The sequence below is a fragment of the Paenibacillus sp. CB74 genome (assembly GCF_055687625.1).
Genome location: NZ_CM146009.1, coordinates 3542049 through 3567591 on the forward strand (window position 1 = coordinate 3542049; position 25543 = coordinate 3567591).

29 protein-coding genes and 1 pseudogene are annotated in these 25543 nt (G+C 40.3%); 2 read left to right on the plus strand and 28 right to left on the minus strand.

Going from position 1 to position 25543, the window contains the following annotated elements; translation table 11 throughout:
• Nucleotides 1–166: 166 nt before the first annotated feature.
• The 17 genes from ACX9NY_RS15770 to ACX9NY_RS15850 form a co-directional block, all read right to left on the minus strand.
• On the minus strand, nucleotides 167–1444 hold the full coding sequence (locus ACX9NY_RS15770; protein ID WP_472473683.1) for a hypothetical protein: 1278 nt from the start codon (nucleotides 1442–1444) through the stop codon (nucleotides 167–169).
• A gap of 171 nt (nucleotides 1445–1615) precedes the next feature.
• Nucleotides 1616–2464, minus strand: coding sequence for a tyrosine-type recombinase/integrase (locus tag ACX9NY_RS15775; RefSeq protein WP_472479311.1), 849 nt, complete (start codon nucleotides 2462–2464; stop codon nucleotides 1616–1618).
• The gene (locus ACX9NY_RS15780; RefSeq protein ID WP_472473685.1) at nucleotides 2439–2669 is read right to left on the minus strand and encodes a hypothetical protein; all 231 of its coding nucleotides are present in this window, start codon (nucleotides 2667–2669) and stop codon (nucleotides 2439–2441) included. The genes ACX9NY_RS15775 and ACX9NY_RS15780 overlap by 26 nt, the downstream gene beginning before the upstream one ends.
• Nucleotides 2670–2881: 212 nt before the next feature.
• Complete coding sequence (locus ACX9NY_RS15785; protein ID WP_472473687.1) at nucleotides 2882–3175, minus strand: hypothetical protein; 294 nt, start codon at nucleotides 3173–3175, stop codon at nucleotides 2882–2884.
• Nucleotides 3176–3187: 12 nt separating this feature from the next.
• The gene (locus ACX9NY_RS15790) at nucleotides 3188–4426 is read right to left on the minus strand and encodes a WXG100 family type VII secretion target (protein WP_472473689.1); all 1239 of its coding nucleotides are present in this window, start codon (nucleotides 4424–4426) and stop codon (nucleotides 3188–3190) included.
• Between the two features lie 318 nt (nucleotides 4427–4744).
• Nucleotides 4745–6544 (minus strand): serine hydrolase domain-containing protein, encoded by a 1800-nt coding sequence (locus ACX9NY_RS15795; RefSeq protein ID WP_472473691.1) that lies wholly within the window; start codon nucleotides 6542–6544, stop codon nucleotides 4745–4747.
• Nucleotides 6545–6657: 113 nt separating this feature from the next.
• The gene (locus tag ACX9NY_RS15800) at nucleotides 6658–7032 is read right to left on the minus strand and encodes a hypothetical protein (RefSeq protein WP_472473693.1); all 375 of its coding nucleotides are present in this window, start codon (nucleotides 7030–7032) and stop codon (nucleotides 6658–6660) included.
• A gap of 111 nt (nucleotides 7033–7143) precedes the next feature.
• On the minus strand, nucleotides 7144–7602 hold the full coding sequence (locus ACX9NY_RS15805; RefSeq protein WP_472473695.1) for a hypothetical protein: 459 nt from the start codon (nucleotides 7600–7602) through the stop codon (nucleotides 7144–7146).
• 47 nt (nucleotides 7603–7649) lie between these two features.
• Nucleotides 7650–8105, minus strand: coding sequence for a hypothetical protein (locus ACX9NY_RS15810; RefSeq protein ID WP_472473697.1), 456 nt, complete (start codon nucleotides 8103–8105; stop codon nucleotides 7650–7652).
• A gap of 82 nt (nucleotides 8106–8187) precedes the next feature.
• Nucleotides 8188–8700, minus strand: coding sequence for a hypothetical protein (locus ACX9NY_RS15815; protein ID WP_472473699.1), 513 nt, complete (start codon nucleotides 8698–8700; stop codon nucleotides 8188–8190).
• Nucleotides 8701–8851: 151 nt separating this feature from the next.
• Entirely contained in the window at nucleotides 8852–9160 is a 309-nt protein-coding gene (locus ACX9NY_RS15820) for a hypothetical protein (protein WP_472473701.1), read from the minus strand.
• Nucleotides 9161–9245: 85 nt separating this feature from the next.
• Nucleotides 9246–9656, minus strand: a complete 411-nt coding sequence (locus ACX9NY_RS15825) for a hypothetical protein (RefSeq protein ID WP_472473703.1) — start codon at nucleotides 9654–9656, stop codon at nucleotides 9246–9248.
• A gap of 46 nt (nucleotides 9657–9702) precedes the next feature.
• The gene (locus tag ACX9NY_RS15830) at nucleotides 9703–10074 is read right to left on the minus strand and encodes a retropepsin-like aspartic protease (RefSeq protein WP_253432238.1); all 372 of its coding nucleotides are present in this window, start codon (nucleotides 10072–10074) and stop codon (nucleotides 9703–9705) included.
• A complete protein-coding gene (locus ACX9NY_RS15835; RefSeq protein WP_472473705.1) occupies nucleotides 10064–10321 on the minus strand; it encodes a hypothetical protein in 258 nt (85 codons plus the stop codon). Before ACX9NY_RS15835 ends, ACX9NY_RS15830 begins: the two co-directional genes overlap by 11 nt.
• A 231-nt stretch (nucleotides 10322–10552) precedes the next feature.
• Entirely contained in the window at nucleotides 10553–12274 is a 1722-nt protein-coding gene (locus tag ACX9NY_RS15840) for a helix-turn-helix domain-containing protein (protein WP_472473707.1), read from the minus strand.
• A gap of 44 nt (nucleotides 12275–12318) precedes the next feature.
• Entirely contained in the window at nucleotides 12319–13095 is a 777-nt protein-coding gene (locus ACX9NY_RS15845; protein ID WP_472473709.1) for a ferric iron reductase, read from the minus strand.
• A 1-nt stretch (nucleotide 13096) separates the two neighbouring features.
• The gene (locus tag ACX9NY_RS15850; RefSeq protein ID WP_472473711.1) at nucleotides 13097–14137 is read right to left on the minus strand and encodes an ABC transporter substrate-binding protein; all 1041 of its coding nucleotides are present in this window, start codon (nucleotides 14135–14137) and stop codon (nucleotides 13097–13099) included.
• Between the two features lie 588 nt (nucleotides 14138–14725).
• Here ACX9NY_RS15850 and ACX9NY_RS15855 point away from each other — a divergent pair.
• Nucleotides 14726–15097, plus strand: a complete 372-nt coding sequence (locus tag ACX9NY_RS15855) for a hypothetical protein (protein WP_472473713.1) — start codon at nucleotides 14726–14728, stop codon at nucleotides 15095–15097.
• A gap of 42 nt (nucleotides 15098–15139) precedes the next feature.
• Here the strand turns inward: ACX9NY_RS15855 and ACX9NY_RS15860 are convergent, their stop codons facing one another.
• The gene (locus ACX9NY_RS15860) at nucleotides 15140–15724 is read right to left on the minus strand and encodes a chloramphenicol phosphotransferase CPT family protein (protein WP_472473715.1); all 585 of its coding nucleotides are present in this window, start codon (nucleotides 15722–15724) and stop codon (nucleotides 15140–15142) included.
• A gap of 287 nt (nucleotides 15725–16011) precedes the next feature.
• On the opposite strand from ACX9NY_RS15860, the gene ACX9NY_RS15865 reads away from it, so the two are divergent.
• Complete coding sequence (locus tag ACX9NY_RS15865; protein WP_472473717.1) at nucleotides 16012–16626, plus strand: hypothetical protein; 615 nt, start codon at nucleotides 16012–16014, stop codon at nucleotides 16624–16626.
• Between the two features lie 411 nt (nucleotides 16627–17037).
• On the opposite strand, the gene ACX9NY_RS15870 is transcribed toward ACX9NY_RS15865, so the two are convergent.
• From ACX9NY_RS15870 to ACX9NY_RS15915, 10 genes and pseudogenes are all read right to left on the minus strand, one after another.
• Nucleotides 17038–17874 (minus strand): carbohydrate ABC transporter permease, encoded by an 837-nt coding sequence (locus ACX9NY_RS15870; RefSeq protein ID WP_095289351.1) that lies wholly within the window; start codon nucleotides 17872–17874, stop codon nucleotides 17038–17040.
• 17 nt (nucleotides 17875–17891) lie between these two features.
• Nucleotides 17892–18827, minus strand: coding sequence for a carbohydrate ABC transporter permease (locus ACX9NY_RS15875; RefSeq protein WP_472473719.1), 936 nt, complete (start codon nucleotides 18825–18827; stop codon nucleotides 17892–17894).
• A 74-nt stretch (nucleotides 18828–18901) separates the two neighbouring features.
• Nucleotides 18902–20203 (minus strand): ABC transporter substrate-binding protein, encoded by a 1302-nt coding sequence (locus ACX9NY_RS15880; protein ID WP_239304629.1) that lies wholly within the window; start codon nucleotides 20201–20203, stop codon nucleotides 18902–18904.
• 520 nt (nucleotides 20204–20723) lie between these two features.
• Nucleotides 20724–21848: a GntR family transcriptional regulator gene (locus ACX9NY_RS15885; protein ID WP_472473721.1), complete on the minus strand. Its 1125-nt coding sequence runs from the start codon at nucleotides 21846–21848 to the stop codon at nucleotides 20724–20726.
• Nucleotides 21849–22335: 487 nt separating this feature from the next.
• Entirely contained in the window at nucleotides 22336–22914 is a 579-nt protein-coding gene (locus ACX9NY_RS15890; protein ID WP_472473723.1) for a histidine phosphatase family protein, read from the minus strand.
• Nucleotides 22915–23126: 212 nt separating this feature from the next.
• Nucleotides 23127–23510 (minus strand): nuclear transport factor 2 family protein, encoded by a 384-nt coding sequence (locus ACX9NY_RS15895; RefSeq protein WP_472473725.1) that lies wholly within the window; start codon nucleotides 23508–23510, stop codon nucleotides 23127–23129.
• Between the two features lie 171 nt (nucleotides 23511–23681).
• The gene (locus ACX9NY_RS15900) at nucleotides 23682–24170 is read right to left on the minus strand and encodes an AAA family ATPase (RefSeq protein WP_472473727.1); all 489 of its coding nucleotides are present in this window, start codon (nucleotides 24168–24170) and stop codon (nucleotides 23682–23684) included.
• A 167-nt stretch (nucleotides 24171–24337) separates the two neighbouring features.
• Complete coding sequence (locus tag ACX9NY_RS15905) at nucleotides 24338–24874, minus strand: tyrosine-type recombinase/integrase (protein ID WP_472479313.1); 537 nt, start codon at nucleotides 24872–24874, stop codon at nucleotides 24338–24340.
• A 120-nt stretch (nucleotides 24875–24994) separates the two neighbouring features.
• Nucleotides 24995–25078, minus strand: a pseudogene (locus ACX9NY_RS15910) (hypothetical protein); the annotation flags it as partial.
• A gap of 28 nt (nucleotides 25079–25106) precedes the next feature.
• A complete protein-coding gene (locus tag ACX9NY_RS15915; RefSeq protein WP_472473729.1) occupies nucleotides 25107–25430 on the minus strand; it encodes a hypothetical protein in 324 nt (107 codons plus the stop codon).
• Nucleotides 25431–25543 lie beyond the last annotated feature (113 nt).

The following is a 25543-nucleotide window of genomic DNA, read 5'->3' on the forward strand; positions in this document are numbered from 1 at the left end:
TAGAAAACAAATTTTCTGTCACTAAAATTTAAGCTAATTTCTTTTAACGCTCCTGTATTCACGACCCAGCCCATGCTGGGTGTCCGGCGAATGCCGGATCAAGGACGTATATCCACAGCGTGAATATTATGTTAGTTGAAGTTATTGTCTTCTTAGAGAAGCTAAATTATTTAGATACTTCTTCACTTATACTTTCCCATACATCTAAAACAGGTTTTAAAAAATATCCTGGATTCCCTTCAGAAATTTTCGTTTCCAAAAATTTAATGTTCCCAAAATATCTTCTCTGGAATTCGGTCATATAACTTCTGGATTTCCCATCAGAAGTTATTACAGAAACACAAAGTGCTTCCGCTTTATCTAGTGTCTCACTAACAGGAGTACCGTCCATTATTGCATCTACATCTCTAGATACCCATGCCTCATTGATATTAATTATACAAGTGGCTTTTGTTTCCTTAACATATTGAGCAAGCTCTTTCATAATTAAAAACTTATCTGATTTGTCTTCTGGAATAACAGAGCGTAACTCCCACCCTTTGTAGGGCACTTTAATAAACTGTATCCATTGGTGATACTTATCTTTTTTAAGCACTTTCAAAGCCATTTCATTCAAAGTATCAGCAAACTTAAATGGATCATGTTTTGAACCAGTAAACTGACTAGGTATCTTGGAGAAATATCTTTTCTTAGCTGCTGATATTATTTGTTCATTCATTTTCACTGTATTCGTTTCAAATGTTCTTGTTTGAAAGTCACTTAATACTATATTTTGTGTTCTGAATGTTGCATTCATATTCATACAGCTATATTGTCCCGTCAGATCATCATAGGATAACGGGTGTAAGGAATCTCGGAGTGAGCATTCAATATAATTAGAACCTGCTTGTTTATGTGCATCAAGAACGATATCTTTAGCAAAATTAAACCCGTATGCAAGAGCATCGAGAATTTCCCAATCAGGTAGGTCTTCGGCTACCCATCTTCGTTCTACAACTGCTATACACTCTTTTAATCGATGTTCAGGAATTTCAACTTTTTCTTTGATAATACTTTTTGCCTTGTGAGCAATTATCTCAGAGGGCAAAAGCGCTGGTACATCAAACTTATACTCCATAAGGTTAAAATAACTATGAATTAGAACATTTGCCTGGCTTTTTGTTTCAAGATCTTTTTGATGAACGATTTTGACTCTCGCTTCATTAAGCCACTTCATAATTGGATCAGTTTTCATTTTTGATTGCCAATTTGGATACCAAGAATCAAAGTCTATAATTTTTTCTTTTTCATTTTGAAGAGCAAAAGTCAAATTTCTTAAAGCTTGAATGGTTGCATTGATATTTACTCTAAACCCTTCTGGATCGAAATAGTTATCATAGGCTTGGTGCCACAAACGATGTGCTTCAAGTAATCTTTTATGTGTATAAGGAATAATACAATCCATATTAGCCTCCCAATATTAATTTATTTGTCACAATAATTTCAACTAACATCAAATCTATGTACTTCGTAAATAACACACATCCTACCTGATATCTGAACTACGTATATGATAACCTATGCGGTGATATTTGCGAAGAAAAATTTGGTGAAAAAGGGGGGACTATTAGGATAATCAATCTCCCAAATCCATCCGATCCAGCGGGCTTTGAATACGCTGGATATTTTTCGTAGTAACATGCGTATATCGCTGAGTTGTACGTGCACTCGTATGACCAAGTAGCTCCTGAATGTAGCGGAGGTCTGTCCCGTTTTCTAGCAAATGAGTGGCAAAGGAATGCCTTAACACATGAATACTAACCTTCTTCACAATTCCTGCGCGTTGTCTAGCTTCTTCAAAAACCTTCTGTACGCTCCGCTCAGTAAGATGTCGATCAGAAGATTGGCCCAGAAATAGCCAACGATTGGGACTGTATTCATCTATGTATTTCTGCACCATATCCCAGGCGAGGCTTGAAAGTAGCGTCCTCCGATCCTTTTGACCCTTTCCCTGTCTCACAATGAGTGTCTGCCTTTCAATATCCAGATAGGTGAAACGCAGACGCACAACTTCACCTACACGAAGCCCGGAAGAATAGGTCACAAACAATATGGCCTTATGTTTAGGGTTGGTTACGGATTTGAGTAATTGTGCAACTTCCTTTTCGGACATCACTTGTGGAAGCTTGGTCTGCTTCTTGGGACGAATATACTGGATATCCGTAGGATGATGGAGCACATGTTTGCAATAGAAGCGGAGCGCGCTAATGGTCTGATTCACGCTTGAATGGGAAATTCCTCGCTCCAGCAAACCTAAACAATACATCTGAACATTGGAAGTAGTGACATCCTTATTTTTAAGGCTAAGGCTGCTTAGAAAACGCTCGACCTGATTACAATACGCTTTGATCGTTTTGCGACTATATCCTCGTAACTTTAGTGCCTTCTGTAACGGTTCTTTACTCCGGGGTAATCTGAACTTCATCTGGATCAAACTGGCTCGTAAACTCCTGGATGGCCGCAATAGTGTAGGGTATGATCCACATTTTCTGTTTGGGTTCCCACTTTCTGCCCGTAATCTGGCGAATGCGCTGAATATATGCAGGGTTATAGGGACAACGAATATGCAATGAATGAGTAGAACCTTTAGTTATGGTAATCTTCTTTTCCGTTGTAGTATCATCGTTCATAGGAAACTCTCCTTTGTTTGAGTCTATGTCTTTCTCCGCAATTTTGAGAAATAAAAAGGAAGGCTATCCTCATCCCAAAAAGGGAATCAGATGACCTTCCGATGCTTTCGGAACATATATGATCTTTAAAAGTAAAGATGGGCACAGCCAGTGCAATAAAAAACTGCCACTCCATGTAGCTTCAACAAAGTATACCTACTGTCAATTTGTCCTCATGGATAATAGTAGACGATTGAACCCGCAGGTATTTCGTCTGGGGATATACTTTTACCCAAACATATACCGATATTCTTTTTACCCGCAATAGAATGATTAATTTGAGTAGAAACAACTCCAAACACTTGCTCCTCCCCATCCGTTTTTTTGATAATAATCTGGTCACCGATCATCTCTTTGATTGTTGAAGGAAGTAGTTCATCCAACTCTTCATTGGCTCCCATGACGATGGTTCCGAATTCCGGTGTATCGAAGACTAACCCCACGCCAAACAGCATTTTAGTTTCCATTGTAAGGCCTCCTTATCTCTGATCTATGAATAGCTCGCCTTTGACATCTCGCACTCTGAGATCGGCATTACGAAGTCTAACCATCGCGTCTCTTAATAAAGCATACCGTTCAGTAGAATTGAGTTCAGGAGCAAACCTTGCTGCCCGGATACTTGCCTGAGCCTCATCAAGAGCATAGTTTCTCTTGATGACTTTAGGAGGAAGATCATAAAGTGGGAACGATCTGCCTGCGATAGAAGCCTCATAGTGCCCAACAATCTCGTGAGCTAGTGTAGCATTCATTGAAATGCGTGTATTCGCACTCAAAGTCCCTACTCCCGGGGCTGCTGCTGGTAAGACATCCGTATTGATGACCAAGCGATTATACATCATGCCTGTATTCCAGGTATCATAATAACCAGGTTGTGCGATTAAGATATTTTCTTCGGGGAAATCAAGCTTGTTCAAGTAACGCTTTATCTCAATCTTTTGGTTATCCGTCAGCGGAAGCTCATTGCGTTGTCCGTCACTTAAAATCTGTCTAAAATCCACTGCACCCTCATATTTGACAGGGGTATCGATATGCAGCTTTGGTTTGAAAACAGAGCTTACCCCTAATACCATACCACCTGTACCAAGCAAACTTGCCCAATGTTCACTTGACCAAGCATTTGTAGGCAAAACGGCTTCCCTAATCGTTCCATGGACTCCAAATGTCAACCAGTTCAATGTGTCTTGAGGCGACTCTAAAGCTTTGTCAGCTCGATCAACATACCCGTTTACGAGTCCACTTGGAATACCAAATGTCCAGTAATCCAGAAATCCGCCTACACTATCATATCTCTTCTGATATCGGTCATCTGCCGATTGAATAAATGCTTGTCCTAGCTCTTTTAAACTATCTACAGACTTCTCAACTGCATTCCGATCGTCTACACCTTCCTGTGGGCCACAAGCATTCGGTGGGGGTGGTGGTAAACAGTTCATGTCTACTTGCCCTTCCGACCCGTGATCAGCATGGAGAAATCGTTCTCCATGGATATGTAACACAGTTGATATTGAACTCATAAGTGTGACAACTTCAGTCATAACAAGCTGTGACTTCTTGAAATCATAGTAGAACCTTTCTCTAGTACTCCCATCCCAGTTCGCTTCTATATCAGTCATGCTTCGTAGAAGACTTTCATTCATGTGTTGAAGAGTAGTATAAGCTGCAGAGAACTGTTTACTAATTGCGAAAAGTTGCTCTGGCGTAACCATAATTCTCGTCATAGAATACCTCACACCTACTAAAGAAATATTTAGTTTCTGAATTCAGGGAATATCTGGATTTTACCGTTCGTTTATTAACTGTGTCAAATACCTGTAGCAATAAGCCAGTGAAGGATCTAAACTAGAGCCCTGATCATTTTTGTTGTTACCTTTGAGTTTGTTTATATACTTGTCCAACTAATTTAAAGACAGCAGGTCCCGATAAGGAACTGCTGTCTTTATGTCTTTGTAATTGACCTCAATTAATATCACTTATATATAGGAGTCATCCGCAAGCCTTTGTAATTTTTTAAATATCCACATTCAGCGTTTGCCACTCTATACATACAAATGCCACCCCACAACAAAAGCAGCCAATATGAACGCCGAGATGCCAGACATAATATACATCACCTTTTGCTTTTTGCTGTAACTGTTCTTCCGCAGTTTGAACATAAGCAAGCCAAGATACGCGACTGCTAGAACCACATAAAGTAGGTTAAACATTAAATTGATCCGTATCGAAGAGTGAGCAGGATAATTGGGAAGTCTCGTGTGTATGATTAACAGGTTAAGAGGAAGTACCGCACCTGCAATATTAATTGCAAGATGATATTTATTAAAATCTATCCGAGGATTTCCTCGTTTATTTCGTTTGTAAAGTAGCATCTGGATAAAATAGACGAGCAAAGCTGTCACACTGAAAAGGATGGCTAGTATGACAGGAATAAAAGATATTACAATCAAGTTCACCTTCCATTTCGATACAGGCAAGTAATCCATGTAAGGAGTGAAGGAAACTTTCTCAACCACGCCATTATGCTCAACAACGTTATAAGAACTACTTAACTCAGCTTTTGTGAATTTCGTTATATCAAGCTGTCTGAATAAATCGGTAAATCTAGCGGCAGGCCGTCGTGCGGATTGAAAATATCCTCCCCCCTCGGAAGTAATAATATTAGAATTTACGCTATCACCAAAAATTTCTTTGATGAGCCCATAATAATAAATTTCTTCAAAAGACTGGTTAGTCATGACCACCATCCCAAATTTAGATGCGGGATCAAAGACAAGTTTGCTGGAAAACCCTTTCAGATTCCCCTCATGCATCAGTGTAGGCACCCAGTATTCCATCTCAACGAACCCATGCGCAAATCGCGGAGTAGAGGTCCCGTCATAATAGAGACTTGTTGATAACATTTCGTTTAACGTATCCCTGTTCTTAAATAAGACATTGCTATTATCCACAGGCATCAACGCAGCAAGAAATTTGCCTAAATCTTCTGCTGTGCCTATGGCTGCCCCTGTAGGATAAAACGTAACGTATACTCTGTTCTCAGGGATCAGTTTCAAATCTTTCGTATACCCTTCAATCTCATTCCTTCTTTGTACTAGGTCTGGATGATCTTGCCCCGTTGGATGAATCGAGGTGTCGTTCATATGAAGCGGTTTAAATATATGTTGATTGACATATTCATAAAAAGGTTGTCCACTTATCTCTTCCACGATGTAACCCGCTAGACCAACGCCATAGTTCGAATAACCCACGATGCTATTCGGTTTATAGATTTGTTTCGGCTCGTTTTTACGCAGCGTTTCTCCTAATTCTAACGTTTCATCCTCGGAGTAATAAAACACCTCTGCCGCTGTTTGATCTTCCCAACCCGCATTGTGATGCATCAGGTTCAAAAGGGTTATTGGATCATCGTATTTCAGCTTTTTGAAAAATCCCTCTGGCAGATATTCCTGGATATCCGTCTCCAAATCAAGCTTTCCCTGTTCGACAAGCTGCATCACACTCGTATAGACCAGCAGTTTAGAGATGGATGCCCATTCAAAAACCGTAGAGGTATCCGCCTTTCGCTGATTCTCAATATCTGCGTAACCATATGCTTTATTCACAATGGATTCACCATCTTTGATAGCCACAACCGAAACGGCAGCGGTATACTTCTCATACGAGGCAACATAAGCATCAATCGTCTCCTCTAAATTGGATAAAGGAATCCGGGATGGTGTAGTCTCAACCTGTTTCTCATCAGCGTGGGCAGGTACTGCTATTGCCATAATTATAAATATGTATGAAAGAACACAAACGATTACTTTGTTAACCGTGTGATGTCCACGAATCATCTGCATTAGCTTCTCTCCTTCTATATTAAAATGTTAATTACATATTCTTGTTCTCACGTATGCGTTTTCAAATGAGCCCACATGAATCTAAATTATTCTCAAATGCAATTACACTCCATTCAAGAGATAGGTCGCAGAAGTTCACCTTTCCAATTCACGATGTTTATTTCTTTGTCTTTCAAGAGACACCAATCAATAATTTCACCTATCAATTTTGGCGTTATGATCTCATCGCTCCATTTCGGTGTTAATACTCTTCTGTATCCTATATATTCTGTTGTCCATCCTTCGAATTCTTCTCCGATGATGACTATAAATGGGGGCTTGTTCTTAGTACTGTGTTGTCCCACTTCATAAGTGACGATTAACTTCTTATCCTCAGAAACGATATGTAATTTGATTATCCCTTCGTCGTCAATATCCGGGTCAACATACCAATAGAATAGTCGATTGGATCGAACGATTTTACGTTTATATTTTTTTCTTACGCCCATAACTCACCTCGCATATTTCTTTTCCTCTGTAGGCAGTATTTTGACAGTTTGCCAACCCACGAGATAAACACTTTGTTATCCGATGTTGAAGGGCCTTATGATTCATTCATTTTATTGCTTTGTTATTCTTTCTTTATTGCCTAATATGACTTCATGAATTTCATCATATAATTGTAAATCTATAAATTCTTCATGAATCCATAGTCCTTCCTCAACATCTCCTCCCCCCATACCCCCACTAATCCCATCACCAGGAAAGAGTTTTTCGTAAAATAGTCCTTGGCCTTCTCCGTCATTACAGTCCCATGCAATGGTATCTAAATCTTTTAATAGAGTATGTAATGTCTCCTCACTGCAATTGACTAGTTTCATAGGGCAAGACAAGTAGATTTGTCCTCCATCATCACCTTCCATAATTACATATGCATCTGGAGTATCCAGAGCTTTCTTAAAACTGTCTATAAACTGATTGTTCGGTAGTCCGTTTGCTTCATTAAGGATATGTCGTACAGGGCTATGGTGCTCTGGAATTACAGCCATCTCATTGTTTTCATCTTTTTTTCTTTCCATAAAGATACACCTCTTTGTTTGATATGTTTATTTGGACTTTTTTCATATTAGTTATTTACATCATTCATCCCTACGACTTTTTCCATTGCTATATTAAATTCTTTAACATTAATGTTTAACTTGATGATTCCTTCTTTATCAAGCCCTTTAGTATCTAATTTAAAAGTACCTGTCAGTTCTTCCGAGCTATTACCATCAACTTTCTCATTTATGTCCAATTTAATGTCCCTATCAATTAATCGCTCCTGAATATCCTTACTCAAGATCGGTTCAACTGTTTTTATCATGATTGATGTATTGGTTCTATTCCGAAGATTGAAATTGTATGTTACGACTGTAATACCTGCATCTTCTTCGCTCTCTCCCAGTCCAAATGAAATTGAGTTTATGATCACCCCATCTTCAACAATTTCATCCGTCTTCACACTGTATGAAATACAACCACTTAGGGCTAGTATCATTAAAAGAAATATTAAAATCATTGAACGCTTTTGACTCTTCAATTTGGAAACTCCTTTAGTTTTTTTCTATATTTTTAAGATCTATATTTGCAAGCTCAAGTGCAATCGCTGATCTTTTAATCCGTTAACCCCACTGATATAGATCTAAGATAAATACTTCTTCGTTACCTAGCGAAAAATAAATCTGTTCCCAATCAAACTCATTTTTCCATTCAATCTCTGTTACGAGTCTATAAGCTTTAATATTCGATTCTTCAAAGAATTCTTCCAACAGTTTAATCAGTTTATTACTCACATTATTTAACTCTTTATCTAGTTCTGCAGGCGTTTCTCCATCAATGTCCGGATATTCAATACTTATGCCAAAATCTTGCAAGCGAAATAAAGAGAAAAACCATTTTGCGCTAATATTAAATATCTCATCCTTCCAATCATCTATTTCGCTTAGTCCTACATATTTAAGATCTCTGTGATCTTTTAAATTACTACTAGCATTATAAAGTTCTATTGCTCGTTCTATTGGCGAATCAAGCTTTATGAACTGATATTCATGCCCATAGCATCCTCCGAAGTAAGTAACTACATTACTTACTCCTTCTAAATATCCATTAATTCTGCTAAACAGTTCATGATTCATACAGTCACATCCAATATCTTAGTAAGTTGACTTTCTCTGTTCCATAATTAAATTCCACATTTAATACATAAATTATTAATATCTCCTATTATGATTTTTGAAATATGTATGGATGAATCCTCCAACTCTTTTAATACAATTTCACATAATATCACACATAACCATCTTCAGGTTCACCAACATCAAAGCCCAACACTTTTGAAGCTTCCAACTTAAATGTTTCTATCCAAGAAGTCCAATCCTCGCTATTCATCTGCGCATAAAAGGATAACCCACTAGGCTCAACGGATGCTTCAATGAAGACTTCATCCTCATCAGTACCAAACCAGTATGGAATTCCACTTCTATAACCCATCCACCCTGGCATACGCTCATATACTTTAGCAACTTTAACCCATAGCTCATCAGGCAGGTCATACCTTATATTTAGGTTGCAATGATGAGAGTTTATGTTGTTCATATCCATTCTCTCCTTTTATTTTAGATGTAGATCCAAAAACGCTCTTTATTATTATGTAAATTAATATATCTCTTCCACCACTTACTCAAAGTTGTATCTCTTCATCTTTATATACTATTTTCGTTATCGTTTTTGTATATTTTAATCTAGTGATTTCAATCAGTTCATTTGTCTGCATCATATTCAGGGTAGGACTATCTTTGATTAAAATCTTGCTATTACCTCGTCCCAATCCTTTAACTATAATGATATTTTTATTCTTCCTCACATCTACGATTTGTCCGATCGTTATGAACTGCTCTTGCTTCTTGAGATCAAGGTATGTTACAAGGCCGAGTATACAAAATATAAGAAAACTAAAAATTAATAATGCAGTTGTCCATGCAGGGGAATGGTTCACTAAGGTGTTGATAGTTAGTTGAATCCCAATGATAAAAATAAATAAAATGATGAGTAGGAATTGCTTTTTTAATTTCCCTTTAGCTTTTTCGTTCATAGTTTCTCCTTCTAAGTCAATTTCACCATAGCCGTTATTTCAAAATTCACTTACGTAACTCTAGTAACTTCAAGTCAATAATAAAGTTTTGTTGTTTCAGAATATCCAACCCGAGAAGACCTTTATGATCTTTAGGCAATATGCCTACATCTATCTCTATATTCTCAATGCTGTTTGTATCTATTACAATCCTATCCATGATTTTGGTGTAAAAAGGAATACTCCCTCCAATCCCGTATGCTTCAAAAATTGAATCCCCTGTTTCATAAGTAACGCCGATTTCCTCTAAAACATCAGGACTAATGATCGTATGTGAAGATCCAGTGTCTATAATGACATCATCTATTTTCAGTGTTCTTCCTCTAAATGTAACGGTAAGTGACGTTGTAATTAGCTGTCCATCATAGTTAATTTTCATTCGTATTACGTCTCACTCTCATTAATGGATCTTTACGGAGATGAATCACAAGGTCCTGATTCGAAGTATGATATACAACGTTACCAGGCTCTACTCGAAAAAACTCTTTATTCGCATCTTGTTCTGATACGGTACGAATTGGTGCAACTTCATCTACGATTTTTTTGTTATCTTCCTCATGATATTGAATGATAGAAACCAGAACAAATTGGTCAGGGAACAGTTCTCTAACCTCTTGCCATTTCATGAGTTATACCTCCTGTTATTCGTATTGGTTCAACTTTCTATCATTTTAACATATCCCCCTGACTCGTATATCGTTCCTGCATTATTAACACTCGGCCTGATCTAATGTGTCCTCATTCAAGTATGTAAAATGTACAAAGAAACCGTCTCCTTTGGTATATGGTTGCTCTCACTTCCATTTACTACTACGGAACGGTTTCTTTTGTTTTTCCCTCATGAAAAAGCTGCCTGCTCAAGCCAACAACGCCTGCTCAATCTGATCCACAATCCCATTAATACCTGTCGGCCCATAACAACCGATCCATGTTGCGGCATCTACGGAATGTATGTGCTGTCGCTCACCTGAATCCAGCATTCCCCACACACGCTGTTCTGTCGCGGATATCCCATCCTGCATAAGCTCATTACTGAGCAAAAAGTAATGGCTGGCTTGTACAGCCGGTAGTCTATCAACCGAGATATGATAGGCCGTGTCGGCAGTATCGGATACAAATAACGGGGCAGGCAGACCCAGATCACGGTACAACACAGCGCCTGTACGATGTGCTGCAGAGTGAACCCGAACGAGAGAGTCCAGCGGACGGATCAGTGCTACACTTTTTCCTGCCAGTACCGGAGCCAGTTCTTCGGACAGCAAAGCAGTACGTCGATGATAATCGGCAAGTATACGCTTGGCCTCTGCTCGCTTGCCTGTCAGTTCACCGAACAGACTCAGGATGGTCTGCCAGCTCTCATTACGTTTAAACATAATCACTGGAGCAATTCGGCTTAACCGTTCAACATGTTGATCATGTACCTCGGTACAGATAATCAGATCCGGTGACAATCGTTCTACAGCAAGCAGATCAGGGTACTCATACGTCCCAAGTAATTCGGTACCCTGAAGTCCTGCTCGGATATATTGAGGGAAGTTGACCACGGCACTTCCCGATCCTACACTTCCTACTGGAGACAACCCAAGCGCAAGCAAATGATCGGCATATTGAACATCCAGTACGGCGATACGCTGTGGTGATTCAGTAACTTGATATTCACCTCGCATATGGCAGATCACCGGACCTTGGGCCGACTCGTACGAAGAAGCTGTGCGATTCCGCAGTAAGGCTTGAGCATAGTTTTCATCTAATTCTGAAGCGGCAGCAAGTCGATAACGCAGTGGAGGAACGCCATAATATTTCTTAAACGCCCTGCTGAAATAATACATGTCGCGGTAGCCCATTTTGTCAGCAATTTCCCCAATGGAAGCATCCGTATGAAGTAACATCCGCGACGCATTCTCCATCCGCAACTGGATGACGTACTCCATCGGCCCGAGCTGTTTCTCTTGTTTGAATCGTCGCTGCAACTGCCTTACACTGCATCCGGCGAGGGCTGCCAGCTCTTTCAGCTCCAGATTCTGCCGATAATGCGATGATATATAGGACACGACCACATCCACCATGTCGGACTCTGCTCCACCTTGACCACGTTCATACTCCATGATCAGTTCGTAGATCATCCCCTGAAGCAATGCATTGGCATGAAAACGTTCCAGCCCTTCGCCGCGACGCCATTTGGCAACGATTTTTTCCGCATTCTGAATCCATTCCGCTTGCGTCACAGGATTTTGAATAAACGACGTTTGCAGCGGATGTTTGCGATACGAGGGCAACGCATGGGAGGCTCCTTCCAGGGAAGAAGCCTTATACCTAATCACGATATAATAAAGTTCGTCTGATCTGGCCGTCAGTGTAAAGGATGTTCCCCTCGCCACATGACAAGCAAAAGAAGCTCCAATGTGGCAAACTTCACCATTCATTGCAAGCTCCCCTTCCCCGCCTACCGCCAGCAGCAACACATTTGAAGTTAATTCGGTTTCGTGAAGAACACTGCCAGTCTGCAAAGTACCGCTATATCCGTCGATCATCTTGATCGTCGTATCACTCCATAGACTTGTCTGTTCTTGCAGCGGCATTTCTCTCATCTCCTGACAATCGCATAGGTAAATTGTTGCTGTTGTCATTTTAATTGAGATTCTTTCTCATTGTCAATTTTCGGACATTTGAGGCAACACTCCCCTGACATCTGGTAATAGAAACAGCAGGTGATCCGCTCACTTTTGGCAACATGCACATTGTCCTTACAATCAGTGAAACGTGTTAACGGATTCTTCCTCTCACCAAACACTCGCCCGGATGCCACCTGCGTCAGATAGGAGAAGTCCTCTCGAATGATCTTACGTTCCTGCTCCGTCTCGCCTTCATCAGGAGCGAATAATCGGCCAATCCGTACCATGATATTCTCCCAGAGAATGCTCATTGAAAGAGGTGCAATCGCAGCGAGAGCCTTTAACAGAGGTGTCAGCTGTACTGCAAACATCTCCTGGACCGCTTTTTCCCGCCATACGTTCCTGTCTCCAGACAGTTCTTCAGCCTGAAGCCCGTTCACCGCCAGAAAAGGAAATCGTGTACCGCCCTCATGCTCTTCGAGCTTCGGATGATAGAGAAAGCTGTTTTCCAGCTGAAAAGTAACATGTTGATGATGAAACGTCATCGCGGTCACGAGCGGAGTCGTCCATAGATAGCCAAGCCGCTTGGCTAGCATGGAGGCTGCGACTTTCATGTCAGGCGCATCGATATAATTCTGAAACCAGCGGATATACTCTCGACACGCCTCTTCGTCATGCAACTCACTCAAAGCAATGGTACGGACACTATGTTCAGGCGGCTCACCAAGCAAAATCGAATGATCCTCTACCGTCTCTTTCCATAAGTCTGTCGAGAGATATGGGTTCATATTAGTTCGATCCGAGCAGGGCTTCCGCTGCCTGATCTACAATCAGATTAATCGCAAGCGGTCCATAATAAGCGATCCAAAGTGTTGAGTTTACGTCATACGTAAGGTTATTTTTAACAGCATCAAGGGACTTCCACACTGGATTAGTCAACATAGCCTCGGCTTCTGCCGCAAACAGCTCATCCGACAGCACAAAGTAACGATCTGCCCCGATCTCAGGCACTTTTTCCATCGAGATTTCTACGGAACCATCTTCATTAATCTCCTGTACCAGAGCAGGCATTTTCAGCCCCAAGTCATTGTACATAATACCGCCGATGCGATGCTCAATACCGTGAACACGAATTCCTTCTTTTCGTGGACGAATGATCGCCACTGTTTCATCGCCCAGCTTCTCTGACAATTTTGTCTTCAGCCCGGCAATTTTGTCTTCATACGCTGTGCGCACTTTCTCTGCCTCATCCTGCTTGTCTGTAACTTGGGCAACCGTAGCTAACGTATCACGCCAGTCTTCGTAGAAATCGAGTACCAGGGTAGGCGCAATTTTGCTTACACTCTCATACTGTTTCTCCTGGAAGTCGGTCATGATGATCAGATCCGGGTCGAGTGCAACAATCGCTTCCAGGTTAGGCTCGTCCCGTGTACCCAGAACTTCTACGCCATTCGGTTGATCGCCTAAGTATTCTGGGAAATCAGTGTTGCCTCCAGCGATAACACTACCTGCTGGCTTCTCGCCAACCGCTAACATCTGATCCAGAAACTTAACATCAAGCACTGCAATTTTCTGTGGTTTTTCGTTTAGAGTGATGTCACCCTTCATACCCTTGATCGTTACGGGAAAAGCTCCGTCCGTCTTTGTTTCCGCATTCGCAGGTGTCTCCGCTGGCGTTGCCGCAGATTGCTTACCGCTATCTGTACCTGTTGCAGCACCGCAAGCTGTCAATACAAGAATAAGGGCCAGCATCAAGCCCATGAGTAATCGTGATTTGTGAGCAGCATAGGCTTTGTTACCAGCTGCTTGCCCCTTTGTTCCTTGTTTCATTTGTAAATCCCCCTTATGTATAGTACTGATAATGATTTTCATTATCGAAACATAAAGAGAGTATATACGATCTCCGTATCGTGTTACCATGTACTTTTGCGACATTTCAGTCGGACTAATGCGACATCACGAGCACTTATCCACCCTTTAATGTTTCGGTGATGTATGCCTGCAGCCGGTAAATGTCTGAAAGAAGCTCTTCTTCCTCCGGTGTATTGCCATACTCCCCTAACCAGCGCGGTGTACGGATATGCCACTCCTCTGTCAGGTATTGCTTTACATCGCGATACTCAACAATATGTCCCAGGAAATATTCCAGCGAGCCGAAGGATTGTAAGGTTATCGCCGATGATGGATTGTGTTTTTTCGATGATCACCTGCAACATATGTTGGATATGGTCTTCTGGATTCATAGCGTTAGTTTCCATCCGTAACCTCCCCCTATCTCTATACACAAAAATGAATTAGTATATGATTTACATGAGTCTCCTATTGCTAAACGTAGAATTATGTTCTTATTGAGCAAGGAATTTATGCCCAAAGAGTATTGAGACATCGATTCATATCATCTAATTATGGAGGTGAATCATGAGTATGCGACCAAACATGAAGTATAGCATTATTGTTGGAGCAGTTTTTATTATCGTTGTTCCTATTATCATTGGACTTTTTATGTTAAACAACGTTGTTGACCCTGACGAGATTATGGTTACGAGAACTGAAGTTTCTCCTGATCTTATTACTCTACAAGGTGGGTTTGGAGACAGTATTAGCAGATATCATGGTTACAACATTTCACATCATAACAATACACTGTTCATCCAGATTAAAGGCAACAAACTTCCTATCGGTGGTAGTAAAGACTTTTCTATTTCATTTTCTAATACTTATGCATTTGTTGATGAAATCTACTTATTGGGTCGAGGCAACGCTAAGAAAAAGATTTGGCCGAATCCCTAACTTTCATTGGAATGGATATCATATGATCTGACGCAAACAGCTTCAGTCTCTTCTGCTTAAATTCTTAAATGCCGAGTATTCCTGATCGGACTTGATATAACCTAATATCTTTTCCGCACATGCAGCTGAACTGAGTTCTTCCGTATTCACTTCCAGATCATATTCATCATAAGAGTAGATGTAGTCAAACTGGGAATGGGCCAGTCCAATCTCACGATCTCCTCTGGTCTGCTCTCTTCTGGTAAGTTCTTCTTTGGAGCAGTGTACACCTACAAACAATACCGGATAATCCGATAATAAATCATAAAACTCGTTAAACCACTTGTCATTGCTGATGACTGTATCCACGATGACATTCAGGCCCATCTCCGAAAACAGTTTAATGGTTGCACAGTACAACGAATTGATGGGGTCGAACAGGATATCGGTCATCACGTGGTGTTCCACTTCTCTTATTGGTTTAATATCTGGATATGTAGTATCTATGAATTGGTCATAATTATGAAGAAATTGATCTACAGATAGATGATGAAACGGAATGTCTCCTTGATTCTTCATTTCCATCGCGATGCTTGTTTTCCCCGAACTTGATGTTCCGTTTAGAAATATAATGAGTCCTTTATCCACATTAATCACCCTTGTCTATTAAAATTGAACGAATGGACGAGTAATAGCCATATTTTTTTAGGGAGGCTTTATCTAAAATGGGTGTTATGCTATTCGGTCAAATTACCACTCTCTCCATTCTTCCGTAATGTCTTCACGTTCCTTTATATCAATAAAGTAACCATTGGCCTCATTCATTTCATTAAACCAGGTATGTATAATTAATTTACAATAATTTTCAGATATGTGTATAGTAGAAATGATGCTAAATGCTTTCAATATACCAATCTAACAGAGAGGATGAGATCATGTCTTTTTTCAAAAAGAAGATTGTACTAGTCTCTTTATTCGTATTATTAGCTATCTCTGTCAGTGCAATCGCTTACGTCAATGGTCAATCGAAACGGGACGTTCCTATTCATAATGTCGTCAACCTTTCAGCTAACTCCCTAACATTTCATGAAATAGATAAGCTGGATGCATTCGCTGAACTGATCGTCATTGGTTATGCAACAGAAAATTTCAAAGATCGCGAGCATATCATAACTGCATTTGATGATGGAACCATGCAATCTTTTCACACCAATACGAATATAAAAATTGATAAGATATTGAAAAAGCCCGATGATTTCCCTTCAGATCAAAACAAATTAACGATCATCGAACCCATCAGTCTGGAAGGAAACGTCAAGTACACAGTTAATGACTATACGGAACTACAGAAAGGCGATAGAAGTGTACTTTTCTTGATGAAAAATACTTTTGGTGATTATGGATTAATCAACGATAATTTAGGCAAATTCAGCTTGGAAGGGATAACTCAATATAGTGTACCTCAATCCTCCACTGCACAAGCGTTATCAGAATACGAAAAATTTCGTAACTCTGTCATGGACAAGTATAATATACAGCAAGTTCAATAGCAGACCACCAGCTATAGCATGATTAATTTGAGTCGAAACAACTCCCAACAGTTACTCTTCCCCATCCATTTTGGATAATAAAAAAATACAATTGTATAATGGAAATAATTTTTTTCATTGGTTGGCAAGTAAAGTTAATTCATAATATGTTGAATGTACAAAGAAACCGTCTCTTTTGGTAAATGGTTGCTCGCACACCCATTTACCAAGGAACGGTTTCTTTTGATTTTACAATTTTAACAATGGGGCTATGCTAATCATTTACGACTTATGGTAGTAGCCACACGAGCTGTGGGTCTATAACAGCAGATACATGTCGCAAAATCTACCGAGTATATGCGCTGTCGCTCATCCGTATCGATAGTTCCCAGACACTTGCTCGATCGCTGATATTCCGCCCTGTATGATTGTTCAACCTTTTATACCGCTAAATGTAATACCGCTAATAAACGTCTTTTGAAGAAAAAAGAACAAAACAATGATAGGTAATGTCATCAAGGTGGATACCGCCATTAATAGACCCCATTCGGATCCCTTTTGACTCTGAAATTGCTGCAATCCGAGCGAAACCGTGTAAGATGGTTCATTGGTTAAATAGAGCAAGGGGCCCATGAAATCAGTCCAGCTCCCCATAAATTGAAACAATGCCACGGCTAAAACGGCGGATTTGGCTAGTGGAAACATGATCTGTAAATATATACGGAACTCACTAGCGCCGTCCAAGCGGGCTGCTTCGCGCAGGGCATCAGGCAGTCCCATGAAAAATTGCCGCAACAGAAAAATGTAAATGGGTACTCCAAAAAATTGGGGTACAATCAGTGGAAGAGGTGTCCCTACCCAACCTAATTTAGTAAACAACAGGAATAAAGGAATCATGGTCACCTGTCCGGGGATCATCATAACAGCAAGGGTAACAAAGAAAAGTATACCTCTCCCACGGTACTCTAGCTTGGCAAAACTATATGCAACCAAGGGACAGGATATGATCACACCAAGTGTACTAACGATAGTTATAATCGCCGTGTTTTTCAGATATGTCCAGAAAGGGATATACTCAACAGCACGGGAATAATTACTCCACAGAATTGGACGCGGAATCCACTCTGGTGGGAATGTAAAGATTTGTGTGAGTGGTTTAAGAGAAGTCGAAAGCAGCCAAATGAACGGAATCATGAAAAATGCAGAAGCAACAATTAGACATACATATGCTAACGCACGATTGATTCTTTTGATAGCGGTAGGATTCATCCTTTGCTTCCTCCTCCTTATTTTCCCTGATAATGAACCCAGCGTTTAGACGTAATAAAAATAATTCCGGTTAATGCCATAACGATAATAAATAAGATCCAGGCCATTGCGGAGGCATAACCCATTTTGAAATACCTAAAGCCGTTCTCATATAAATACATGACGTAAAAAGTCATGGAATTTGCAGGAGTTCCTTGCCCTTTGGTCAGTGTATAGGGAAGAGTAAACTGTTGGAATGCACCAATCATTCCCATGACAAGGTTGTAGAAAATAACGGGAGTGAGCAAAGGCAGGGTTACCTTTCTCGTTTTCTGAAACCAGTTAGCTCCATCGATTTGCGCCGCTTCATAGTACTCCTCAGGAATGTCTCCTAATCCAGCAAGGTAGATAACGACCGCTTGCCCAATACCCCAAAGCGACATCAGAATGAGAGAGGGCTTGGACCATGACTCACCACCAAGCCAAGCGGGTCCATCGATACCTATATTCGCTAACATCCCGTTCACCAATCCGAAGTTTGGATGTAACAGCCACATCCACAGAACAGCCAGAGCTACTTGTGGGACGAGAGTAGGTAAGAAAAAGATCGTTCTGAATACAGCCATACCCTTAACCTTCATATTCAACATCATAGCGAGTGCCACACCGAAAAATATACTTAATGGAACAAAAAATACCGTAAAATAAATCGTGTTGTATATGGATTTCCAAAATAGAGGATCATGAAAAAGATCTCTATAATTATTCATTCCGACAAATTCACCAGGCTGCAGAATGCTGTAAGTAGTGAAGCTGAAGTAGATGGACATTAGCATGGGAATTGCATAAAAGCATAGCAGCCCTATAGCCCAAGGTGAAGCAAACAGCCATCCAATCGCGTTAGTTCTGTGGAGTGCTCGTTTCCTTGCCGATGGAATTGCTTTTACTTGAACTGGATCGGCCAGTTTTGCCATGTACATTCTCCTTCCAAGTGTCATTCATGAATAGGCAAGGAGAGAGAGTTCGCTCCCCCTGCCTACCGAGCACTCTATTTGTCGTATTTTTCTAAAGCCTTATTAACCGTCTCTGTTACTCTATCCAGGTTCTCTTTCGGAGTACCGTTACCGCGGGTAGCCTTTTCCGTAGCGGAAGCTAACTCATTCCACAGCAGTTGTCCTTCAGGAATAACCGGGCGGTTATGTGAATTGGGCAAAATATTAATAAATTCCTTCATAATCGGATCGTCCTTGTAACCGTATTTGTCGTTAACCGAATCAATAACGGAAATTTGAGAATCAGCGTTTAATAACGTTTGCCCCTCTTCTTTCCCTAAGAATTCGAGGAATTCCCAAGCAGCAGCGACGTTCTTGGCGCCTTTAGGGATAATAGCGGATCCGCCTCCCGACCATGTCGTAAAATTAGTACCTGTTGGGGTCGGTATGGGTGCAACACCGTAGTTTAAATCCGGCTTAAATTTTTCGATGCCCTTCACCGTAAAGTTTCCACTTATCTTCATGCTGACTTGACCGGAAATGAACGGATCCATTTCCTCCGTACCCGCTGCACTTGTGAATCCGGCAATATCCTCGACATTGTATTTTTTACCGAAGTCGGTCATCCATTGTAATGCTTCCACGACTTTAGGATCATTTGCCGTAATTTTGCCGGTGGCAGCATCCTGGAATTCTCCTCCAAATGCCCATCCCCAAGTATACAGCCAGCCTTGCGAATACCATGGGATGAACCCGATCCGTTTGAACCGTTTACCTTCCTTGATGGTCAACTTATCGGCGGCCGCTTCAAGCTCGGCGATCGTTTGTGGTGGTTTGTTGGGATCCAACCCCACTTCTTTGAAATGATCCTTATTGTAAAATAGCAGGCGAGAGTCCGTATCCATCGGCATTGCATAAAGCTTTCCTTGATAACTGGACTCCTCCCATGCAAATGGATAATACATTTCCTTACGTATTCCGGATTCTGCTGCCATCGAGGATAAGTCAGTCAGAGAACCTTGCGCAGCCCAAGTACCGACCTTAAACCGATCGAAAAGTGCAACGTCAGGAGGATTGCCGCCTGCGACTGCAGTCAGCAGCTTCTGATCGGATCCCTCGTTGGATTCTGTATAAACCAAATTCATTTTGATCGTAGGGTTTTTCTCTTCAAATGCCTTCACGACTTTATTCATATTATCTAAATCAATGGAGGTAAGACCATGCCACATCGTAACCGTTGTAATCCCCTCTCCGGCCTGATCGCTAGAGCCTCCCTTCGTTGAACATGCCGTTACAAGTAGTAACATAACCAGAAAGCAAACAAGAATTGGAAATGCGAATTTTTTGGATCTCCTCATTCAAAGTCCCCCTTAAGTTAAATGAATTCGTTTAACTTGAATTCCTATAGGATCCACTTCATTTTCTGATCATCCACAATTTATGTAAGCGTTAACAACTCTGGTGATATGAACTATAAAATCAGAAAATGATGAACACCGTGAATTTGTTATAGGAGCCCACTAGTTATACTAAGTATATTAATATGACATTATAAAACATGTCAATTGCAATATTACGACATCACTATTCATGATGTATGGCTATAATTTAGATGTAGAGACCGACGTTTCAAGGTTAACCTCCGGTCCCCTAACCAAATGCCCTAATGTGAGACATGCTTAACCATAAGAAAAACGCCTATCCACATACTTCATAGAAGACAGACTGCGTCAAAACGAGGTTTTTCTTGCGATATCAGGTCAGGAAGGTCCCTGCTTGGAAGTTTGATATGTCTGATATCAAAAAAAGTGCCGAAAAGCCCATCGGGACTTCTCGACACTTTGAACAAGCTTTGGTTTAGCTGCACTTGAATAAACCCTATCCGTTATTTTTCACAACCATACGATGGTTAATAATGTTCAGCTCGGGAACTGCTGTTCCATGCAGTTGAGAGATTAACATGTCCACTGCCAATTCACCCATCTGCTTCTCATCCTGCTTAATATGAGTGAAGATGGGTTGACCCAGGTGATCGTTCAGGGAGTCGAAACAAACGATCTCGAATTCCTCCAGAGATTTCCCCATCGAGTGGATGACTTGAGCCAGCATGGTAGCTATTAGAAATTCCGATGCGACAAATGCCTTTACATCAGGGTGTTTTTTCAAAAAATGCTTTACTGTTTCTTTATCACTTTCAATCGCTGTTCCGTTTATGTTCTTGGGGAGGGTGCCCTTCAAGTTCGTCAATACATAATCTTTGTTCAAATTCATTCCTTCCTGGGTGAAGGCAAACGTATATCCAAGCAGCCTTTCCTCCAATGTTGAAGTGTTCTCTTCCGGCGGAGATAAAAAGGCAATTTTTTTATGACCTTTGCTAATCAGATGACGCGTAAGATCCATGGCTGCTTTCTTATTGTCTGTATATACCGAACAAACCGGAATTCCTTTTAGATATCTATCGGCCAAAACAATTGGAAACCGATCTAATACAAGTCGGAGCAGTTCAGAATTATAGTGTTGACCATGAATGGGGGTCACGATTAATCCTTTGATGCCTAAACCAATAAATAAGTCAATCGCACGTTTTTCCTCATCCCGATCCCCGCAAGTTCGCTTGATAATGAGTTGATAATTATGCTCAGCACTCCGCTTTTCCATCGATCTAAGAAGTTCCAGGCCAAACTCGTCAGAAAAATTCGGTATAATAAACCCGATCACCCGCTTATCGTCCTCAGGAACCAAAGTTGTTCTTACCTCTGAATAATGCTTCGGTTCTTGTCCTCCAATGATACCATCGGCCACATATGAACCTTTTCCTTGTATTCGTTTAATAACCCCAGAATCTGCCAATTTATCCAAAGCCTTTTTAGATGTAATACGACTGACGCCAAATTGTTCAGCCAACTCTTTTTCAGAAGAGACCCGGTCACCTTCGTTTAAGCGACCTTCTTTAATCTCTTGTACAATATAGCTATATATCTGCTCGTATAAATGCAATTCCACAAAACCACCCTGACATCATAATATTAATATACTAAGTATATTACACAAGAAGTAATTCGCAAAGTTACTGAGAATACCGACGAACTTCTGTAGCACGGAATAAAGGGTCCTTAGTCTACAGCACATTCCCGTTTATCTTGTGGATATGATGGTGGTTAATTTCCTTGAAGAAGGTCGAATGCCTCCTAGAGGCTTGATGATTGTACAGGCGTCAAGTTCTATCCATAATTTTATATGTACCGATCCAGCTTTGAAGCTCAATATTATTCAATTAGATCACCCATTCTTCAAAATCTCATTTAGTTTCGCATAACGTTCTGATATTCACGAAACGCCCAATCCTTAGATAACTCTTATCTTAGGCTTGGGCGTTTGTTGACTGAGCTTCCTCCATGATTATACCTCTGTCAACCAAGGGCCGATAGCCCCGCTGCGTTAATACAAGATAAATGATTGATTGGCCTTCTTCGGATTTGCTATTCATAATTTATTCAACGTTTAAGTGAGTAATACAATTATATAGTTCACAATCCCATCTGAATTGGTCTTTATTTAAAATTGTTACTGATGTATTATGGAGGTGTTCTTCTGTATCGATGTGCGGAATTAGTTTCTTTAGAGTCAGTCCAATTAGTGCTCCATGACTTATTATCAATATTTTTTTGTCGGGGTGTCTTTCAGAAATGTCCATTAGGCAATTCATTCCTCTTGTGATTATCTCAGCGTTTGGTTCTATACCAAGATCTAGTTTGGACCATCCGTATCCCCACTTACTAACTCTATCTTGTTCAGTTGTTCCCTCAATAAGACCGCAGTTCATTTCTCTTAATCGCGGGTCAGTTTTCACTTCAACATTCTTAATCCTTCCTATCATTTCTGCTGTTTCGAGTGCTCTTGATAAGTCACTTGAATAAATATAATCCCACTCCTCGTTCTCCATTCTCTTAGATAGTAATTCAGCTTGCCTTCGTCCCTCATCATTTAAAGGTATATCAACTTGTCCCTGTGCCCTGTATTCATCATTCCAATCTGTTACTCCATGTCTTATAAGTCCTATCAATGTCATACTTGTTCCTCTTTCATTTCATTTTATGTTTTTAGGATACTGCCGATCTTTCATCTAACGTTCCTGTATTCACGACGCTTGGCGTATGCCAAGTGTGTCCGGCAGCCTCTGCTTCCCTGAAATGCTTCAGCCGGATCGAGGGCGTATGCCCGATGCGTGAATATATTGTTATCTGATTTCAGGATAATCTATGAATAACTTCCAACAATGTTTCAACTATGATCTTCAATCAGTATCAACATCTTATCTTTCATTTGAAATATTGATTTCCCTTGAATTTTTAATGTTTCTCCTGCCTTCATTCCATTAGGGAGATCACTGGACAATATTCCCTCATAATCAATGTCAACCTCTGCTTTATCTCCTGTGAAAGTAATGTTCTTTATTACTTGACGTCTGTGAGAGAATACCTCAATTGACTGCTCTGCTAATGTGCGAAATTCCTGTATCCCCTTTGTTTCCGAATTCACTTCACCTTTAGAAATGTTTCGAAAATGAATATTCTCATTCAAAACTCCTATCATTCCATCAATGTTAAACGTGTTATATGCGCTCAGGTATTTTTCAATAAGATCTTTTAAATTTGAGTTCTCCAAGTCGAATCACACTCCTAGATTTTGATATTACATATTTGTCCTGATTTCAGATAACGTTCCTGTATTCACGACCCAGCTTATGCTGGGTGTCTGGCGACTGCAAGACCAAGGACGAATGTCCGCATTGTGAATATTATGTTAGGTGATGTTCCCCTCTTCTCAAAATTAACATCAACATATTATTTCCGCTATTCTTTCAATAATCTCTTCTATCCCACTTTCACTTGTATCAATAATGTTAGTATCCATATTCTCATACATTCTTAACCTCTTGATGCTTAAAGTAATTTGTTCTTCCGATCTATTATCTTGATTCATTCTTTGTCGTAATGCAGCTTCAGAACACAACAAAGTAACCTTCTTAACCTGAAAATCTAAATCACCTAAACGGTCAAGTAAACCATCTAGGATCTCTTTTCTATGAAGAACCCAGTTGAAAATGACATAATCAAATGTAGAATTTGATAAAAAGTTTCTTAGTAAATATGTAATATTATTCTCAACCATTCGCATGTTCTCTTCATTTACTATCCAGGGATTCATCATCCAACACCAATCACCATCTAACCATACTGCTTTATCAAGTGACTTATATAATTCTTTACAAATTGTGGTTTTTCCGACTCCCATTGTTCCGTTTATTACAATGAGTTTCTTCATTGAATACACCTTCATTTTATAGATTTAGGGGAATTTCATCTAACATCTAATTTATGTACTTCGTAAATACCACACTTCCAAAGTAATATCTGAACTACGTATATGATAACCTATGAGGCGATATATGCGAAGAAAAATTTGGTGAAAAAGGGAGAGATTTGAGATACTCAATCTCCCATGTCCACACCATCCAGTGGACTCTGAATACGCTGAATATTTTTCGTGCTCACATGCGTATATCGTTGTGTTGTTTGTGCACTCGTATGACCAAGAAGCTCCTGAATATAGCGCAGGTCTGTTCCATTTTCCAGCAAATGTGTAGCGAAAGAGTGCCGCAAAGCATGAATGCTGCATTTTATTACAATACCCGCTCTTTGTCTAGCTTCTTCAAAAAACTTTTGTACACTGCGCTCCGTAAGATGTCGATCTGAAGACTGTCCCGGAAACAACCAACGATCGGTTTTATATTCGGCGATGTACTTCTGTACAATCTCCCAAGCAAGATGGGAGAGAAGAGTTCTTCGATCCTTTTGACCTTTTCCCTGCCTTACGATAATGGTCTGACGCTCAATGTCCAGATCACTACAGCGTAGACGAACGACTTCGCCGACACTAAGCCCTGCCGAATAGGTTAGATAAAGAATTGTTTTGTGTTTGAGATTAGTCACAGTTTTCAGCAATTGGGTGACTTCTTTTTCGGACATGACATTGGGCAACTTATTTTGTTTTTTAGGACGTATATATTGAAACTCGGCAGGATGAAGTAACACATGTTTACAATAGAATCGGATCGCACTAATCGTCTGATTTACACTAGAATGGGAGACTCCTCGCTCAAGCAATCTCAAACAATATGTCTGGACATGAGATGCATGAATTTCTGTATCGATCTGAGGAAGACTGGTCACAAATCGTTCAATCTGATTACAGTATGCTTTACCCTCTCAATTTTAGAGCTTGTTGCAACTCATCTCTTCTCCATTGTGTTTTCTCTCCATGTAACTTCCATTTTCTCAATATATCACTCTCCACCCACAGCTCCGGGGAAATCTCTACATCTCGCGCATCAAAGTACTTTGTAAACTCCTGAAGAGATGTGTCTGAATAGAGGATGACCCAACGTTTCGTGTCAGGCTCCCACCTTCTTCCTGTTACCTGACGAATGCGCTGGATATGCACCGTATTATACGGAATTTGCACATACAACGTATCATCAGAACCTTTGGTTAAAATGATGGTGTTTTCTGCTTTATCTTTCATAAAAACTCTCACTTCAGCTTAATTGGATTTATGAGTTCTATAAAATTAAAAAAATAAAAAAGGAAGATCATCTTCATCCCGTAAGGGAATCTAGTGATCTTCCGATGCTTTCG

Coding starts and splice junctions, on each gene's coding strand:
- ACX9NY_RS15865 (WP_472473717.1), top strand. CDS start 16,012: ATGTCTTTTTTCAAAAAGAAGATTGTACTAGTCTCTTTATTCGTATTA.
- ACX9NY_RS15830 (WP_253432238.1), bottom strand. CDS start 10,074: ATGAAAATTAACTATGATGGACAGCTAATTACAACGTCACTTACCGTT.
- ACX9NY_RS15880 (WP_239304629.1), bottom strand. CDS start 20,203: ATGAGGAGATCCAAAAAATTCGCATTTCCAATTCTTGTTTGCTTTCTG.
- ACX9NY_RS15815 (WP_472473699.1), bottom strand. CDS start 8,700: ATGAATCATGAACTGTTTAGCAGAATTAATGGATATTTAGAAGGAGTA.
- ACX9NY_RS15780 (WP_472473685.1), bottom strand. CDS start 2,669: ATGAACGATGATACTACAACGGAAAAGAAGATTACCATAACTAAAGGT.
- ACX9NY_RS15775 (WP_472479311.1), bottom strand. CDS start 2,464: ATGAAGTTCAGATTACCCCGGAGTAAAGAACCGTTACAGAAGGCACTA.
- ACX9NY_RS15825 (WP_472473703.1), bottom strand. CDS start 9,656: ATGAACGAAAAAGCTAAAGGGAAATTAAAAAAGCAATTCCTACTCATC.
- ACX9NY_RS15855 (WP_472473713.1), top strand. CDS start 14,726: ATGAGTATGCGACCAAACATGAAGTATAGCATTATTGTTGGAGCAGTT.
- ACX9NY_RS15820 (WP_472473701.1), bottom strand. CDS start 9,160: ATGAACAACATAAACTCTCATCATTGCAACCTAAATATAAGGTATGAC.
- ACX9NY_RS15835 (WP_472473705.1), bottom strand. CDS start 10,321: ATGAAATGGCAAGAGGTTAGAGAACTGTTCCCTGACCAATTTGTTCTG.
- ACX9NY_RS15890 (WP_472473723.1), bottom strand. CDS start 22,914: ATGACATTGATAGGACTTATAAGACATGGAGTAACAGATTGGAATGAT.
- ACX9NY_RS15900 (WP_472473727.1), bottom strand. CDS start 24,170: ATGAAGAAACTCATTGTAATAAACGGAACAATGGGAGTCGGAAAAACC.
- ACX9NY_RS15905 (WP_472479313.1), bottom strand. CDS start 24,874: ATGTCCGAAAAAGAAGTCACCCAATTGCTGAAAACTGTGACTAATCTC.
- ACX9NY_RS15795 (WP_472473691.1), bottom strand. CDS start 6,544: ATGCAGATGATTCGTGGACATCACACGGTTAACAAAGTAATCGTTTGT.
- ACX9NY_RS15785 (WP_472473687.1), bottom strand. CDS start 3,175: ATGGAAACTAAAATGCTGTTTGGCGTGGGGTTAGTCTTCGATACACCG.
- ACX9NY_RS15870 (WP_095289351.1), bottom strand. CDS start 17,874: ATGAATCCTACCGCTATCAAAAGAATCAATCGTGCGTTAGCATATGTA.
- ACX9NY_RS15845 (WP_472473709.1), bottom strand. CDS start 13,095: ATGAACCCATATCTCTCGACAGACTTATGGAAAGAGACGGTAGAGGAT.
- ACX9NY_RS15915 (WP_472473729.1), bottom strand. CDS start 25,430: ATGAAAGATAAAGCAGAAAACACCATCATTTTAACCAAAGGTTCTGAT.
- ACX9NY_RS15800 (WP_472473693.1), bottom strand. CDS start 7,032: ATGGGCGTAAGAAAAAAATATAAACGTAAAATCGTTCGATCCAATCGA.
- ACX9NY_RS15770 (WP_472473683.1), bottom strand. CDS start 1,444: ATGGATTGTATTATTCCTTATACACATAAAAGATTACTTGAAGCACAT.
- ACX9NY_RS15875 (WP_472473719.1), bottom strand. CDS start 18,827: ATGGCAAAACTGGCCGATCCAGTTCAAGTAAAAGCAATTCCATCGGCA.
- ACX9NY_RS15840 (WP_472473707.1), bottom strand. CDS start 12,274: ATGCCGCTGCAAGAACAGACAAGTCTATGGAGTGATACGACGATCAAG.
- ACX9NY_RS15850 (WP_472473711.1), bottom strand. CDS start 14,137: ATGAAACAAGGAACAAAGGGGCAAGCAGCTGGTAACAAAGCCTATGCT.
- ACX9NY_RS15790 (WP_472473689.1), bottom strand. CDS start 4,426: ATGACGAGAATTATGGTTACGCCAGAGCAACTTTTCGCAATTAGTAAA.
- ACX9NY_RS15805 (WP_472473695.1), bottom strand. CDS start 7,602: ATGGAAAGAAAAAAAGATGAAAACAATGAGATGGCTGTAATTCCAGAG.